Annotated in this window: 15 protein-coding genes; 7 read left to right on the top strand and 8 right to left on the bottom strand. The window is 64.9% G+C overall.

Annotated features, from left to right (window positions below; translation table 11 throughout):
- Positions 1-125 precede the first annotated feature (125 nt).
- The 6 genes from CH268_RS23350 (at position 126) to CH268_RS23375 (ending at position 7,650) form a co-directional block, all read left to right on the top strand.
- On the top strand, positions 126-959 hold the full coding sequence (locus CH268_RS23350) for an IclR family transcriptional regulator (RefSeq protein ID WP_048319529.1): 834 nt from the start codon (positions 126-128) through the stop codon (positions 957-959).
- 111 nt (positions 960-1,070) lie between these two features.
- Positions 1,071-2,024 (top strand): acetaldehyde dehydrogenase (acetylating), encoded by a 954-nt coding sequence (locus tag CH268_RS23355; protein WP_048319528.1) that lies wholly within the window; start codon positions 1,071-1,073, stop codon positions 2,022-2,024.
- On the top strand, positions 2,021-3,046 hold the full coding sequence (gene dmpG / locus CH268_RS23360; protein WP_048319526.1) for a 4-hydroxy-2-oxovalerate aldolase: 1,026 nt from the start codon (positions 2,021-2,023) through the stop codon (positions 3,044-3,046). The genes CH268_RS23355 and dmpG overlap by 4 nt, the downstream gene beginning before the upstream one ends.
- On the top strand, positions 3,043-4,584 hold the full coding sequence (locus CH268_RS23365) for an AMP-binding protein (RefSeq protein WP_176458035.1): 1,542 nt from the start codon (positions 3,043-3,045) through the stop codon (positions 4,582-4,584). Before dmpG ends, CH268_RS23365 begins: the two co-directional genes overlap by 4 nt.
- Before the next feature lie 10 nt (positions 4,585-4,594).
- On the top strand, positions 4,595-6,877 hold the full coding sequence (locus CH268_RS23370) for a CaiB/BaiF CoA-transferase family protein (protein ID WP_176458036.1): 2,283 nt from the start codon (positions 4,595-4,597) through the stop codon (positions 6,875-6,877).
- Positions 6,874-7,650, top strand: coding sequence for an enoyl-CoA hydratase/isomerase family protein (locus tag CH268_RS23375; protein WP_094666037.1), 777 nt, complete (start codon positions 6,874-6,876; stop codon positions 7,648-7,650). The genes CH268_RS23370 and CH268_RS23375 overlap by 4 nt, the downstream gene beginning before the upstream one ends.
- Positions 7,651-7,658: 8 nt before the next feature.
- Here the strand turns inward: CH268_RS23375 and CH268_RS23380 are convergent, their stop codons facing one another.
- From CH268_RS23380 to CH268_RS23410, 8 genes are read right to left on the bottom strand one after another with little or no spacing between them, the layout of a single operon-like run.
- Positions 7,659-8,429 carry an IclR family transcriptional regulator gene (locus tag CH268_RS23380; protein ID WP_094666038.1) on the bottom strand — a complete coding sequence of 257 codons (771 nt, stop codon included), beginning with the start codon at positions 8,427-8,429 and terminating at the stop codon, positions 7,659-7,661.
- Positions 8,413-9,732, bottom strand: a complete 1,320-nt coding sequence (locus CH268_RS23385; RefSeq protein WP_176458037.1) for a M20 family metallopeptidase — start codon at positions 9,730-9,732, stop codon at positions 8,413-8,415. Before CH268_RS23385 ends, CH268_RS23380 begins: the two co-directional genes overlap by 17 nt.
- A gap of 5 nt (positions 9,733-9,737) precedes the next feature.
- A complete protein-coding gene (locus CH268_RS23390) occupies positions 9,738-10,724 on the bottom strand; it encodes a quinone oxidoreductase family protein (protein WP_228139169.1) in 987 nt (328 codons plus the stop codon).
- Positions 10,721-11,596, bottom strand: a complete 876-nt coding sequence (locus CH268_RS23395) for an alpha/beta fold hydrolase (RefSeq protein ID WP_032385612.1) — start codon at positions 11,594-11,596, stop codon at positions 10,721-10,723. Before CH268_RS23395 ends, CH268_RS23390 begins: the two co-directional genes overlap by 4 nt.
- A 30-nt stretch (positions 11,597-11,626) precedes the next feature.
- On the bottom strand, positions 11,627-11,770 hold the full coding sequence (locus CH268_RS27995; RefSeq protein ID WP_155288885.1) for a hypothetical protein: 144 nt from the start codon (positions 11,768-11,770) through the stop codon (positions 11,627-11,629).
- A gap of 22 nt (positions 11,771-11,792) precedes the next feature.
- On the bottom strand, positions 11,793-12,689 hold the full coding sequence (locus CH268_RS23400; RefSeq protein ID WP_048319519.1) for an alpha/beta fold hydrolase: 897 nt from the start codon (positions 12,687-12,689) through the stop codon (positions 11,793-11,795).
- Positions 12,686-13,639: a catechol 1,2-dioxygenase gene (locus CH268_RS23405; protein WP_094666040.1), complete on the bottom strand. Its 954-nt coding sequence runs from the start codon at positions 13,637-13,639 to the stop codon at positions 12,686-12,688. The genes CH268_RS23400 and CH268_RS23405 overlap by 4 nt, the downstream gene beginning before the upstream one ends.
- A gap of 42 nt (positions 13,640-13,681) precedes the next feature.
- Positions 13,682-14,950 (bottom strand): Rieske 2Fe-2S domain-containing protein, encoded by a 1,269-nt coding sequence (locus CH268_RS23410; protein ID WP_080731842.1) that lies wholly within the window; start codon positions 14,948-14,950, stop codon positions 13,682-13,684.
- A gap of 255 nt (positions 14,951-15,205) precedes the next feature.
- Here CH268_RS23410 and CH268_RS23415 point away from each other — a divergent pair, with 255 nt between their 5' ends.
- Positions 15,206-16,201, top strand: a complete 996-nt coding sequence (locus CH268_RS23415; RefSeq protein ID WP_032385614.1) for an NAD(P)/FAD-dependent oxidoreductase — start codon at positions 15,206-15,208, stop codon at positions 16,199-16,201.
- Positions 16,202-16,231 lie beyond the last annotated feature (30 nt).

Consider the following 16,231-nt stretch of genomic DNA (forward strand, 5'->3'; position numbering starts at 1 on the left):
TATTCGACGCGTCGTAAACAACGCGTTTCGATCCGCTCACCGGGCTGGACATTGTTATCCATCTGGATAATGATGGTGGATGTGATGGGGCGCACATCCGTCACCCGTGAGCGCAGGAGGCAACCATGTCCGTGTTGGCACACCCGTTCGACCTGGATGAGGACTCATCGCTGGCTCCGCCCAACTCTGTCCTCGGGAAGGCCTTCTCGATACTCTCGGCCTTCGACGGTGACAGCGACTCGCTACGTCTGGTCGACCTCTGTGAGCGCAGCGGCGTTCCCAAGCCGTCGGTATACCGGTTGGCCCAGGAGTTGGTGGCACTCGGCTTGCTCGAGCGGGTCGGTCACGAGTACCGAATCGGGTTCAGCGTGTTCGCCCTGAGTCAGCGCGCAGGCAGCACATCGCTGCTTCGCCGAGTGGGCCGGCCCGTCCTCGTCGATCTCGTCGCGTCGACGCGGGGAACCGCACACCTGGCGGTTCGCGAGGGCACGCACACGTGCTACTTGGAAAAGCTGGGAGGAACGCGAAGCGTGCACTCGCTCTCCCGTGTCGGCGGCCGTCTCCCACTGACGTGTACAGCGTCCGGAAAGCTGCTTCTGGCAATGGCTCCCGACTCCAATCGGCTGCTCGACCAATTGGTGGAGAGCGACTTTCCACGGCTGACCGCGCAGAGCGCGCGAAGCATGCACGCCGTCCGCCGCGAGATGGTGTCGATCCGTAATCAGCGCCTGGCGACGGAGCGCGAAGAGGCTCTGGTCGGATACAAGAGCTTCGCCGTGCCCATCTACGATTCCGGCGACAACGCCATTGCGGCACTGTCCCTGACCGTGCCGGTGGACCACACCGGTGACGCCGCATTGATCAACGCACTGCGGCTCGCCTCGCACGCCATCACGCGGCAGCACACCCACGCGGCCATGAGCACGCCGAGCGTCTTCCCTGCGCAACGTCTGGCATAGGCCGTATCGCTCAACGGACCCGATTCGTGCGTCGATCGCCGTTCAGCTGTGAAGCTGGAGCAGTTCTGCCACAACGGCAGTGACGCCGCAGTCCGTGAGTGAGGTAAGCCCATGCCAATCGCCACCAGAGTCGCCATCATCGGATCTGGGAACATCGGGACCGATCTGATGATGAAGATCGGCCGCTCCGAGGTACTCGAGATGGGTGCCATGGTCGGGATCGATCCCGACTCCGACGGCCTCGCGCGTGCCCGAGCACTCGGCGTACCCGTCACCCATCGTGGAGTCGAGGGATTGATCGAGCTCGACGGGTTCGACGAGATCGACATCGTGTTCGACGCGACGTCGGCAAAAGCCCACCAGGCCAATGCAGCTCGGCTCGAACCACTGGGAAAGACGATGATCGACCTGACCCCGGCCGCGATCGGGCCGTACGTCATCCCGGCCGTCAACCTCGAAAACCACATCGCCGCACGCAACGTCAACATGGTCACCTGCGGTGGGCAGGCAACCATTCCGGTGGTCGCGGCCATCAACCGCGTCGTTCCCGTCGCCTACGCCGAAATCGTGGCGTCGATCGCATCCCGATCTGCGGGGCCGGGAACCCGCGCGAACATCGACGAGTTCACCGAGACCACATCCGCGGCGATCGTGACCGTCGGCGGTGCAGCACGCGGTAAGGCGATCATCGTGCTCAACCCGGCCGAGCCGCCATTGATCATGCGCGACACCGTGTTTGCCCTCGTGACCGACGACGGTCGTGGTGCTCTCACCGAACGTATCCGCGAATCCGTGTCCGCGATGGTGGCCGATGTCTCCGCCTACGTGCCCGGTTATCGGTTGAAGCAGGAGGTCCAGGTTGTCGCGGTCCCCGACGATCAGCCCGTCGAGACGTTGCTTGCCGACCCGTCCGCACCGCGGCCCACACATCAGGTCTCGGTGTTTCTCGAAGTCGAAGGCGCTGCAGACTATCTCCCCGCCTTCGCAGGCAATCTCGACATCATGACCTCCGCCGGCATCCAGGTCGCCGAACGCATCGCAAGCCGAAAGGTGGCACTCCGATGAGCACCCCCATCTACGTCCAGGACGTCACGTTGCGGGACGGTATGCATGCCGTTCGGCACCGCATGTCCCCCACCGACGTTGCCCGCATCGTCGTCGCGCTCGATGCTGCCGGCGTCGACGCGATCGAGGTGGCGCACGGCGACGGGTTGGCAGGTTCGTCGCTGAACTACGGGCCGGGATCGCACAGCGACTGGGCATGGTTGGAGGCTGCCGCGTCGGTGATCCAGCGCGCCACCCTCACCACTCTCCTGCTCCCCGGTGTGGGATCGATCCACGATCTGAAGCGGGCATACGAGCTCGGGGTCCGGTCGGTACGCGTTGCCACTCACTGCACGGAAGCAGACATCTCCGCCCAGCACATTGCGGCGGCCCGCGAGATCGGGATGGATGTGTCCGGCTTTCTGATGCTGTCGCACATGGCAGAACCCGAGGCTCTGGCACAGCAGGCCAAGTTGATGGAGTCGTACGGTGCCCACTGCGTATATGTCACCGACTCGGGTGGTCGCCTGACGATGGGCGACGTCCAGGCTCGAGTTCGCGCCTACCGCGACGTGCTCGAACCGGAAACCCAGATCGGCATCCACGCACACGAGAATCTGTCTCTGTCCGTTGCCAATTCGCTGGTAGCGGTCGAGAACGGCGCGTACCGAGTGGACGCGTCGCTGGCCGGACACGGAGCCGGGGCAGGAAATTGCCCCATCGAAGCCTTCATCGCTGCTGCGAACCTGACCGGACTGACTCACGGAAGCGACCTGTTCGCGCTCCAGGACGCCGCCGACGACATCGTTCGTCCGCTTCAGGATCGACCGGTCCGCGTCGACCGCGAGACGCTGACGCTCGGCTACGCAGGCGTGTACTCGAGCTTCCTTCGGCATGCGGAAGCTGCCTCGAGTGCCTACGGAGTCGACGTTCGTGACCTACTGATGGAATGTGGCCGTCGCAGACTGGTCGGTGGCCAGGAGGACATGATCATCGACATCGCTCTCGGTCTCGTGGCCGAAAGGGAAGCACTCCCGGCGTGATCGACCCGACCTCGTGGGCCGAAGCAGTCGAGCTCCGCGCCCACGCCGACGCCGACGGTGAAGTGATCCGTCGCGTCGGCGGGCCGAGCATCAGCGCCGGTCGGCTACTCGAGGACGCCCTGGCCATGGCCGGCTCGATGGCCGGTGTCGTCGGTGCCGGCAGCGTTGTCGCGACCGCGGGTTCGTCCGGACCCGCGGCCGCGACACTCACCACGGCCATCTCCTGGCTCGGAGCGATCGAGCTGCCGATCCCGACGGCATTGGATCCCGATGTCGCTCGTCAGCTGATGACTGCGGCCTCCGCTGTGCTCGTTGTCGCGTCTCCGGCACGGCTGGCCATGGAGCCGCATCTGATTCGGCTCGGCGAATCCGTCGGTGTCGCAACGATGACTGTCGACGGCCACGTCGACGGCCTGGCTGCGGTGACGGACGGAACCGGGACCACACCGTCGCGTCATCGGACGTCCCCGGGCGACCCGGCCGCGATCATGGTCACGTCGGGTACCGGAGGGCGTCCGAAAGGCGCTCTTCTGGGCAATGGCGTCGGGTTCGGTCAGGCCCGACGTGTCTGCCGCGCCATGCATTACGGCTCCGACGACGTGCTGCTCAATGTGTTTCCCTGGCAACACGTCAATGCCCGTCATGCCGCGTTCCTACCCGCGGTGATGTCCGGGGCCCGCCTGGTGGTAGACGACTTCTCCGCACGACGGTTCTGGCGTACCGCCAGGGAAGAGCACATCACCGCCTTCAACTTCATGGGTGCGGTGTGCGCGATACTGCTTCGCTCCCCCGCCACCGAAGACGAGCGCGCTCATACCATTTCGCGCGCCTACGGCGGGCCTGCACCGGACTGGATGTTCCACAGCGTCGCGGAGCGCTTCGGTGTCGAGCTACGGCAGGCGTATGCATCGACCGAGCTCGGTGACGTGGCCACGACCGATGTGGTGCCGCGCCCGGGCGCGGCCGGTCGAGTCGTCGACGATTATCGAGTGCGCGTGGTGGACGACGACGGACGTACGGTGGACGACGGAACGCCCGGCTCGCTCGAGGTACGGCCGTATGGCGAGAACCTGACCTTCACCGAATACGTCGGAGAACCCGAGATCACCCGAAAAGCCTGGCGTGACGGTTGGTTCGTCACCGGTGACTGCGGGCGTCTGGTCGACGGGTGGCTCTACTACGAGGGGCGAACCGCAGACACGATCCGACGCCGGGGTTTGACTGTCGATGCCGAACGAGTGGAGTGGGTGGCGTCCGGCCACCCGGACGTTGCCCAGGCTGCTGCGGTCGGCGTGCCGTCCGAGCTGACCGAGGACGAGGTTCTGCTCGCCGTCGTCCCCCGTCACGGACGACACATCTGCCCGCGCGATCTTCTCCGATACTGCGCGCAGGAATTACCGCGCCATGCGGTCCCCCGGTACGTCAACGTGGAGACGGCCTTGCCGACCACGGCCAGTAAGAAACTGAACCGGCGCGCACTGCGCGATCGCGGTATTCCGACCTCCGCGTTCGATGCCGAAGCGCACCAACAAGATTAGGAGCTTTCACTTGTCCGTTCCTGCGATTCGCGTACTGGACCTCACCGACCGGCTCGGATACCAGGCCGCGCGTGTGTTCGTCGGCCTCGGTGCCGACGTGGTACGGGTAGCCCTCCACGATAGTTCGGATTCGGCGGCAGACCGACTGCACTGGCACGCCGGGAAGAAGGTCCTTCGACATTCGGGGACTGTCTCGGACACCACGTTGATCGAACTGATCGCCCAGGCCGACGTGGTGCTCGAGTCCGGCCCCGCACCCAGGCTTCGCACCCTTGCTCTGCGCGAGAGTAGGCCGTCGCTGTGGGACGCGGTCGTGCACACGGTGATCACCCCGTTCGGCAATTCGGGCCCACGCCGAGAGTGGCTCGGCGACGACACCGTGATCACCGCAGCAGGCGGAATGGCGTGGCTCTGCGGAGATGCCGGACAGGCCCCCGAGCCACCGCCACGCGAGCAGGGAACTCAACTCGCCGGCACCCACGGTGCCATCGGCGCATTGCTCGCCCTCATTGCACGACGTCGAACGAACGCAGGACAATTGGTCGAGATCTCTGCGCAGGAGGCCGTCGCGGCCACCCTCGAGATCGGTGCCATCTCGTGGATCCACGGCGGGACGATTCCCGGGCGCACCTCGGGCATCTACGGTCACGTCGCCCACCGAGTGTTCCAGGCATCCGACGGGTTCCTCGCCGGCGGTTATTCCGGATCCCCCCGTATGTGGACGGACCTTCTTGCCTGGATGGTCGAAGAGGGCGAGGCCGAGGATCTGGCGGACGACCGCTGGCAGGACAACGAGATTCGGTGGCGCGAGCGAGCACATGTGGATGCAGTGGTGTCCCGCTTCACCGGTCGACGCTCGGCCGGACCGTTCGCCGAGGAGGCCCGTCGTCGAGCATTGCCCTGGGCCGAGGTGGCGAACGGACCTGCGCTGCTGGACAATCCGCAGCTACTGGATCGACAGTTCTTCGTCCACAGTGGAAGCAAGGGCAGCTACCGGGACGTCGGCTTCGGCTGGGAGTCACCCGCGCTACCGAGACCCGTCCGCCTCGCCGAGCCTCGCGATGTCACGGCAGCCGAAGCCTGGGCCGTTCCGCGACCGAACCCGCGCGACGACGCGGCCGAGGTACATCGCGACGAGCGCGCACCGGCCGACGGGGCGAGAACGACCGGCGCACTGAACGGAGTCCGCGTTCTCGATCTGACCTGGGTTCTGGCCGGTCCGTACGTCACCAAGACATTCGCCGAACACGGTGCCGACATTCTCAAGGTGGAGTCGTACCACCGCAAGGACCCCACCCGCTTCTCGCCGGGGATGAGGCTGCGCCCCGACGCCGGATTCGACGACGGTGGCTACTTCCTCAACTTCAACCGCAACAAGAGAAGCGTTGCGTTGAATCTGAAAACCGAAGCCGGCCAGGATCTCTTGCGTCGCCTTGCCGCGGATGTCGACGTCGTCGTGGAAAATTTCAGCCCGGGCGTCCTGGCGCGATGGGGGCTCGACTACGAACAACTTCGCAAGATCAACCCCGGCGTCGTGTTGGTGTCCATGGCCGGGACCGGCCAGACGGGACCGTGGCGCGATGCCGTGACCTTCGCCGACACCCTCGCGGCCATGTCCGGACTGACAGCGGAGACAGCACGGGCCGATCGCGATCCACAGGGGCTGACGTTCGGACTCGGCGACATGGTCGCTGCGAATTCGGCTGTCATCGGCGCACTCGAACTGCTCTATCGCGGTGAAGGTGGCCACGTCGACCTCTCGCAGCTCGAAGCAATGGCCTCGAATCTGGGCACCGCGGCTCTCGAAAGTCAAGTGGCAGGCAATGTTCCGACCGATTCGGCACGAATCCTGAAGAGTCTCGGTGACGATCGATGGATAGCGGTCGGGAGTTGCACTTCCGACGCGCTGAACGACGCGCTCACGTCGATCGGGACGGCCGTCGAGCATGATCCATGGGAAACGCTGACGCAGACGGCCGCGACGACGGACGCCGACGTGCTCGCGGAGCGCCTGCAGCGCCAGGGAATCGCCGCATATCCCGTCCGCGACGGACGAGACCTGGTGGACACGGACCCACAGCTGCGCGCCCGCAATTTCTACCCCACCCTCGAACACCCACTGGCGGGATCCGTTGCGCACGAGGGTCTCGTCGCCCACCTGTCCGCTACCCCGGGCGGATTACGCACAGCAGCACCACTTCTGGGCCAACACACCGACGACATCCTCGTCGAACAGCTGGGTCTGACTCCGGACGAGCTGGTCGACCTGCACAACGAAGGAGTTCTTTCATGAGTACCGAACCGACCGGCCACCGCTACGAGCGCGACGGCGACATCGTCACCGTGGTGATCGACCACGGGCCGATCAACATCGTCGATCCGGAACTGATCGAATCGATGATCACACATCTTCCCACCGTGCTGGACGACCCGACGGTGCGATGTGTGGTGGTTCGCGGCAAGGACCGAATCTTCGTCGGTGGAGCGAATCTGCGGGTCATGCAACGACTCGATCCCGATACCTATCGGGACATGCGTCGATGGGTGGTGGTGCAACGCTTGCTCGAACTGGCTCCCAAACCGGTGATCGCAGCGCTGAACGGCCATGCACTCGGTGGAGGTGCCGAACTGTCGCTGGCCTGCGACCTGCGAATCCTGCACGCGAAGGCCGTGTTCGGATTTCCGGAGACAGATCTCGGGATCTTTCCCGGTGCCGGTGGATCGCAACGGCTGCCTCGTTTGGTCGGCGCACATCGGGCCAAACGATTCATCATCGACGCCACCAAGTTCACGGCGGAGCAAGCTCTACGAGAAGGCTTGGTCGACGTGGTCGCCGGTGACGATTTCGAGGACGTTGTTGCCCGCGAAGCACGTCGACTCGCCGACCGTCCCACCGCCACGATCGGTTTGGTGAAGTCCGTGATCGATCGCGGCCTGCACCTGCCCATCGACGAGGCCATGGCGGTCGAGGAGCAACACGTCATGGCCAACCTCGAGCTACGCGACGCCGCCGAGGGCATCGGATCGTTCCTCGACAAGCGTGCTGCGCAGTTCGAGGGTCGGTGAGCTAGAGGTCAGTTGACCACGCCGGTAGCAGAGACGTTGTCGCTCAGCGACTTCACCAGCGTGGCCAGCTGCGGCAGGTCCGATCGGGCGGCCGACGCAGTCAACGACACCGCCGCCAACAGCAGGCCGGTGGGCCCGAAGATGGGCGCAGCGACCGAGCAGTAGCCTGCGGTCATCTCTTCCCGTTCGGAGGCGTACCCGTCGGCCCTCGCTCGGCGAAGTTGCTCGGCCAACATGCCGGGTAGCACGATCGTCGCCGGGGTCACCCGCTCCAGCGGGCCCCTGGCGAGCAGATCGTTGAACAGCTTCGGCTGCCCGAACGCGAGCAGCACCTTCCCGGTGGCCGTCGAGTGCAGCGGAAGCCGACCCGCGATCCGTGACGGGCGGGCGGAAGCGGGGCCGCCGGCGACCTTTTCGAGGTACAGAACTTCGTGGCCGTCGAGCACCGCCAAATGCACTGTCTCGTGGGTCCGGTGATGCAGGGTCTCCATGAACGGTCGGACGGCGTCACGCAGAACACGTAATCTCGGGACGCGGCTCCCCAACTCGAAAGCCCGCATGCCGAGGCGATATTCGAGACCGGACCGCTCGAGCATTCCCCATTCGAGGAGTTCCCGGCTGAGCCTGTGTACCGATGCTTTCGATATCTGGGTGCGCTGCGCCAATTCGGTCAACGTGAGGCTGTCGTCGTCGAGTCGAAACGCTTCGAGAATCAACCGCGTTTTGCCCAGCACCGAGTTCGCGACGCTGGGTGCGGCGCAGTCATCCTGCTCGGGCACTGTCGTCTTTCGAGGGCAGGAGGAACACGGTACGGATCAGAATTTCTGCCAACCGCTGCATCTCTCGGACGTCCACCAGGTTCATGCCACGCGTGAAGTCGATGCTCGAGCCATCGGGAACGGCAGCCACTTTCGGCATTCCGACCCGAGCCGTGGGCACACCGCGCATGCGAAGAATGTTCGCGTCGGTGGCACCGCTGTTGTCCATGATGATCTGGTGCGGTGAACCGGAGACCGTCTCGAAGGCGTCGACCGCCGCCAGAATCACCGGTGACTCGGGGGGCGTGTGGGTCGCCGGAATGGCCGCCACCGCTCGTGCCGACACCTCCACGCCGAGCTGCTCGCTCACCCCGGCCAGCATGGCGCGAACTTCGCGCAGCACCGTGGCCGGCGTCTGTCGGGTCGTCAGCCTCAGATCGAGCCGAAGCGTCACTGCCGCAGGGGTCGACGCCGCGAGCCGGCGAAGGCCGCCGCTGATCGACGAGACAATCCCCTGGGGCGTCATCGTCGAATATCGATGGCGCTGTGCGTATTCCTCGAGCCAGTCTTCCAGGGCGACGGCCACGCGGCCGGCCGACGCAACTGCGTTGCTGTACGGAATGCGGTGGCGACTGCCGACATAAGTGTGTCCACCGTGTACGGTCACGTCGATCCACACGAGCCCGACCTCCTCGTGCAGCACCGTCCAACCGGGCTTGGCGATGACGGCGAAGTCGGTGGTGTACCCACGTTCGAGCATGAACCCCGCGCCGACACCGTGACCGGTGTTCGTGCGGTCCGGCGCACCGACTCCCGACACCGCGAAACTCGGCATGCCGCCGGCTCCGAAGCCGCCCACGACGTCACCGGGCGGAGTGACGCCGGCTGCGTGCAACGCATGCAGTACAGCCAGCACCACTGCGCCGTGGCCCTTGGGATTACCGGCTCCGAGTCCCTCGACGATGTCGCCCGAGACCACCGACCGCGGTGCGAGATCCGGCCGCCACGACACGGCCGCGCCGGGGATGTCCAGCGCGGGATCACCGGTGGTGAACGTGTCGATCGGGGCGTAGAGCAGAAGGGACGGTCCGTCGCCGCCGGGGATGGTCGCGACGGCATTCGCCTGGCTCGAGTCGATGCGCTGGACCTCGGCGTCGACCCCGGCCGAGGCCAGATCCGACGTGATCCACTCGGCCAGCGGTGCTTCCCCGCCGGTGGGGCTGGGAATGTCCACCATTGCCCGAACGGCAGCGAGCAGTCGTTCTCGCGTGAGATGTGCGAGAACGCGCTCGATGGCCTCGTCGGCGGAGTCCCTTCTGCTCACGGTCGTCACTGGGGAATGACCACCGCTCGTCCACGGACCTTTCCCGCGCCGAGCTTGTCGAGCGCAATCCCGGTCTCGTCCAACGAGAAACTCTCGTAGTCGAGCGTCAGATCTCCTGCAGCCAACAGTGCAGCGAGTTCGGGAACCGTGGCACGCGCGGACTCCTCGCGCCGAATCATGTTGACCGGCAACAGTGCAACGTCGTCGAGCAGCCAGTTCGACAGCCCGATCGACACGTCGTTGCCGGTGACGTATCCGATCGATACCGCGCGGCCGCCGGGGCGCACCCAACGGGATCTGACGATGAGATTCGACCCGCCCAGTGTGTCCACCAGCAGGGTGGCCGCGCGCTGCTCGGCGAGTACGGCGAACTGCTCGTCGTCACCGGCGACCAATGCGGTGGCACCGTCAGGGACCCGCGACGCCTGCTCGCGGTCGGCTACGAGGGCCGTCACCGTGGCTCCGTACCGCAGGGCCAGCTGGGTGACCATCGAGCCGACGGCACCGGCGGCACCGGCCACGATGACGTGTTCCTCGGCAGCACTGCCGACGTCGGGCAACCACGAACCGAGTCGACCGACGTCGACCAGTGCAGCGCGGGCGGTCGTCGTCGGAACCCAGAATGTCGCTGCGACCTCGGGTGAAAGACCGTGGGGCACCTCGACCAAAGCCTTGTCCTTGACGACGACGTACTCGGCCCACGTTCCGTTCTTGAACAGTCCGAGGCCACCGCCGCGCAGAACGACCTTGGTGCCGGGCTCGAACACGGCGGACTCGACGACGACGCCGCTGCCCTCCACGCCTCCGGTGTACGGCAACGTCGGCTTGATACCGAACTCACCACTGGCGACGGTCACGTCGAGGTGCGCTACCGATGCGGCCTCGACGCGGACGAGTGCCTCGCCCGCTGCCGGCACCGGCACGTCGACGTCTTCGACGACCGGCGCTTCGCCCCACGCGTGCACCCGGGCTGCGCGCATCGTCGCACTCATGCGATCGGGTGCTTCTCGAGGAACGCGAGGCTGGCCGCGTTGTACTCGTCCGCGTGCTCACGCTGGGGCCAGTGGCCGCAGTTCTCGAACAACAGAAGCTCGGATCCGGCGATGTTCTGGTGCATCGCGTGTGCCTCCGGAATGTCGCCGAACGGGTTGTTGCGCCCCCACACGACCAGGGTGGGAACGGTGATCTGAGCGAGGTCCTCGGGTGTGAGGATGTTCCGCAGCCGAGTCTCCATGTTCTGCAGCGACAGGAGATTGTCGATACCTGCGATGAAATCCGGCTGGTGATAGATGGTGTGCCGAACCGAGATCAATTCCTCGCTCGCGTTGGCCGGATCGTGCATCAGCAACTGCATCCGACGGCGCGTCAGCTCCACGTCGTCGGTCTCGACGGCCTTTCGCGTACTCGTGCGAATGCGATCCATGACCTCCGGATTGGCCACTGTTCCACCGGCCGCGATCATCTGCAGCGAAGCGACACGATCGGGGTTGTCGATTGCGGTCCGACCGCCCACCCAACCGCCCAGTGACTCTCCGCCGATGTGCGCCTTGTCGATACCGACGGCATCGAAGTACGCGAGCAAGTGATCCCGGTAGCGCGGAATTTCGTACGGGTAGTCCGGCTTTCCGGTGTACCCGTGGCCGAGCATGTCGATCGCGTGAACGGTGTAGCGCTCCGCGTGCGGCTTGATGTTCTGGACGAACGCTTCCAGGTGCCCGCTGGTGCCGTGCAAGAACACGATGTGCTCGGCACCGTTACCTGCCCGAAGCGATCGGGTGGGGATGCCACCTGCGTCGATGGTGCTGACACTGAAGTCGAGCCCCGCCAGTTCCGTCCAAATTGTTCGTGCGAGTTCCTGCGTCACGTTGGATGCTCCTACTCAGTCGATACGGTGCTATTGATTGATGCGATGTACTTGGGTGTTGACGCGTGCCAACGGGTTCGGGATCAGACGCTGGTGGGTGGCCAGGCGCCCGCTGAAGTAGCGCAGCGCGCCGATCCCGGTACCGATGGCCAGCGGGATGTACAGAATCTTCACGACGGTGTCCTCGTTCGCTCGATCAGGGATGTTGGCTGGCAGTGAAGAATCCGGACACCACCGCGTGGTACGCAGCGGGCCGCTCTTCCTGCAGATGGTGCGAGACGTTGTCCATCACATGCAGATTGCCGCGTTTGATCATGCGCGCGAGCATCATTGGATAGTCGGGCGTGAGGAATGCATCCTCGCGGCCCCAGATGAACAAGGTGGGCGCCTCGATCAGGCCCAATTGCTGTGTCAGGTCCTGCCATTCGCCGCGTGGGCTGTCCGACATCGCAGCGAGTGCCGTTTCCTCGGGATCGAGGCTCTGCTGGTAGCGCATGTCCAGGGTCTCCTCGGGGAGACGATCGGGGTCGCACCATTCCAGGCGGGTGATCAGCGTCCGCATCTTCTCCCGGGTGGGTCCTTCGCCGCCGTAGTAGACGTCCCGTGCGGTCCGTCCCCGATGACCGCGCTCGGGAAGTGGTGCCAGTGGACCGTAGAACACCGGCATACTTCCGGTGATCACCAGTGAGCGAACACGCTCGGGGTGCAGGGCAGCGAAGTTCAGGGCGATCGTTCCACCCCACGAGTTGCAGACGAAGTCGGCTTGCTCGATGCCGAGTGCGTCCATCAGCGCCACCGTCTTGGCCGCATGGAAGTCCCACATCGGGCCATCGATCAGGCACTTCTCCGACTGCCCGTACTGCAGGATATCCACCAGCACGCAACGTCGGTCTGCCTCGAAATACGGTGCGACGGGGCCGAAGTCACTCCACGCGGTGCATCCTGGGCCGCCGCCGTGCAGGAAGATCGTGTCCTGCCCGGTGCCGATGTCGTAGTAGTGGTAGGTGGCACCGTCCGCTTCGATGAAGCGGCTTTCCGGGGGTGCCGAAGCGGCGGGCGACTTCCCGACCGCAACCGGTGATGCGACAGTCATGAGTTCTTCTCTCCTGGCAAGGTGTGGGGTTCGATCACTGCCACGCCCATTCCCGTCAACCATTCGGGCATCGGCGAATACGCAAGGGCCTTGCCCGGCGCGAAGCCGAGAGCAGCAGCCATCATCAGCCACGTTCGTAGCTCCTGGCCACCGTTTCCTGCGTTTTCGGCAATCTGCTCGGACGTCCACTGTGTGTATTTCTGCAGATCTCCGTGTTCGAGATCGCGCAGAAACTGTTCGTCGAATTCCGGGAATATGGTCGGCTTCGCTCCGACGATGATTTCCCGTCGCCGCTTGTCGTAGCGTTCCCATTCGCCGCGCCCGTTCAACCAGGCTTCGACCAGGAACTCCTCGTCCTCGCCCTCGGGAGCGGTCCAGTCACTGGGCCACGGCAACTGGTGGGACAGTCCGCCCGAGGCGACGACCACGACGCGGCGGTCACCGAAGCTCTCGATTGCCGCGGCGATATTGCGACCGAGCTCGGCGACACGAGGAAGTGTCGGCAGGGGCGCGGCGAACACGTTGACCACCAACGGCACCACCGGGACGTCGATCCCGTCGAGCAGGTACTGAATTGAGTGGGACTGACCGTGGTCGATCTGCAGGCGTGCCGAAATGGCGACTTCGGTGCCGGCATCGACGAGGTACTGAGCCAACGCACGAGCGAATTCGGGATCGGTCTTCTGCGGGCCCTTCGGTGTTCCGCCGTCACCTGCGGCAACGACCTCGCCGACGCCCATGGTGAAGGACGGGATCATGTCCAGCCAGAACCCCCGGAAGTGATTGGATCCCACCAGAACCACGACATCCGGACGTGCTTCGACGATGCGGTCGCGGGCCGTCGCGAGTCCTTCTCGAAACGCCTCGGCACGGTCGGTGTGAACGACCTTGTCCCAGTGGGTGTTCATCAACGTGGAATGAGATGCCCCGATTCCCAGCACGATTGACATGTTTTGCTCCTTAGGTCGAGCTCGAATCAGAGGGTGAGATCATTACGGGGTCGGTACGTCGATGCCCTGTTCGGCCAACGCATCGATCCGATCCTCTGTCGTGTCCTCGGCGAGCTTGCGCCACTGCAGAAGCGAGTCGTCGGGCCGGTACAGCTTCTCCGGCGGTGCATCGGTCACCTCGACCATCCACTTGTCCTGGCTGGAGAACTGACCGTGGAACAGCCAACGGACCGCTCCGAGGTACTTGAAGTAGAAGGGAATGGTCTTGAGCCCCTTCTGGAAATCCGCCATCACTCCCACGTAGAGGTGGTTGTCCTCGTCCACCGGTACGTAGAACTCGTAGTGAATGAAGGTGGGGTAGGCGATACGCAGAACACCCGGCATACTCACCGACGCGAACCCCGGGAACTCCTGTGCCGCAATCACCGGGTTCACCTCACGGTGGGAGCCGGTGTTGCCGATGTTCGTGGTGGTCTTCGGCGGGTTGCTCTTGAACCACGCCTTCCCGGTCCACTTGCCGAGGCCGGGGAAGTCCGCATCCCAGAACTGTTCCAGCTGAACTCGGTAGATCCAGCGACCGCGCTTGACGATCTTGGTGGTGTTCCACACCGGCATCGCCTTGAACAGCCGCCACAGCGCCGTTCGGTGCAGGTACTTCGCGTGTCCCTCGTCGTACCCGTTCTCGCAGGCGAAGCGCCAGTTGCCTTCTCGCGGCATGATTCGCGATCCGATGACGGCAGCGTTGCTGACGAGTTCCTCGGGCAGCTGCTCGTCGATGGGGTGTGGCTCTTCACCGTCGCCGACGAAAATCCAGACCATTCCCAGTCGTTCCTCGACGTGGTAGGTCGGTTGGGTGACCTTGCCGCAGATCGGCGACTTGGGACCGTCGGTGATGGCGGCCTTGAGGTCTCCGGTCTCGAGATCGAAAGTCCAGCCGTGGTACACGCACGAGATCGTGCCGGGAAACTGCTTGTTGCCGTAGCTCAGCGGCACTCCGCGGTGGGGGCACCGATTGGCCATGCCTCGGACGACACCGCGGTCGCGGATGACGAAGATGTCCTCGCCGAGCAGCTTGACCCGTACGGGACGCTCGCCGACCTTGGACGAGAACACCACCGGGTACCAGTAGCCGCGAAAGCCTGCTCCGGCTGCCTGATACAGGGGCCAACTCGACCAGTCCTGCCTACCGGGCAGGTTGCCGTCCTTCTTCTTCTGGGCCGGCGTCTTCACTCGGTCCGCTTCTTTCGGCGGTGTCGCGACGGTAGGGCGCGATACCGTCGACGCCGCGCGGGGTTCCAGCGTCTCGCTCATATGTGCTCTCCAGGTGCAGTTCACTCGTGTCGTGGGAAGCGATCGACTTCTCGACCGATCGCTCCGAGTCGGCACAGCACATCACTGCGTTGCGGACACCACAATCGAAGCGGTCCGCCTACCGGAATTTGTCCACGCGCCCGGCTTTCTCGGACCGAGAACCCCGCCCGGTTCCGCTCAGCGGTCCAATCCACGTGATGTATCCGACGGCGGCGCCTACTGTCCCTAGGACCCAACGAACTCGAAGGAGACCCGATGACCATTCAGCCCTCGGTCGTCACGACCGACGTCGCCATCGTCGGTGCTGGCCCGACCGGACTCTACGGCGCGTACTACGCCGGCTTTCGCGGGCTGGAGACCGTAGTCATCGACGCTCTCCCCCAGGCAGGAGGGCAGGTGATGGCCCTGTACCCGGAGAAGCAGATTCGCGACGTGGCCGCGCTGCCGTCGATACGGGGTCGTGACTTCGTCGCCAATCTCGTGGAGCAGGCCGGTGCCTTCTCACCGACTTATCTACTCGGCCGTCAGGCCATCGAGCTGACCCACGAGGACGGCCTGCCGGTCCTGACCCTCGACGACGGCACGATCGTTCGTGCCGGTGCCGTCGTGCTGACCGCCGGTATCGGTACCCCGACGCCGCGGGCGATGGAGACCGGTACCGAATGGCTCGGATCCGCGCTCTCCTACTTCGTCACCGATCCCACGGTCCATGCCGACCAGGATGTCGTCATCGTCGGTGGCGGTGACTCCGCGCTCGACTGGGCAGATGCACTGGCCTCGATCGCCCGATCGGTCACATTGGTCCACCGCCGAGCCACGTTCCGAGGTCACGCCGCGACTCTCGAACGCGTGCGTTCGGGCAAGGTCGCCATCCACACGGACACCGAAGTCCTTGCCCTGGTAGGCGATCTGGAAACCGGGTCGTTGTCGAAAGTGGCGCTTCGGGCGAAGAACGGCGAGGAAACCGTCGTCGCGGCCGATCATGTGATCGCCGCTCTCGGCTTCATCAGCAATCTCGGCCCCATCCGCGATTGGAACCTCGAACTGCGAGGTCGTTCCATCGCCGTCGACCGTTCGGGTCGAACCAACCTGCCCCGCGTCTACGCCGCCGGTGACGTGACCGACTACGACGGAAAGGTCAAGCTCATGTCGGTCGGATTCGGTGAAGTCGCGACCGCGATGAATCACGTTGCGGTCGACCTCGACCCCGACCTGGTGCTCTTCCCCGGACATTCGACCGACGGCGCCTGAGCGCCTCACCACACCAGACCTCACCACACC

It is taken from the genome of Rhodococcus sp. 06-1460-1B, assembly GCF_002258475.1.
Taxonomy (GTDB): Bacteria; Actinomycetota; Actinomycetes; order Mycobacteriales; family Mycobacteriaceae; genus Rhodococcoides; species Rhodococcoides fascians.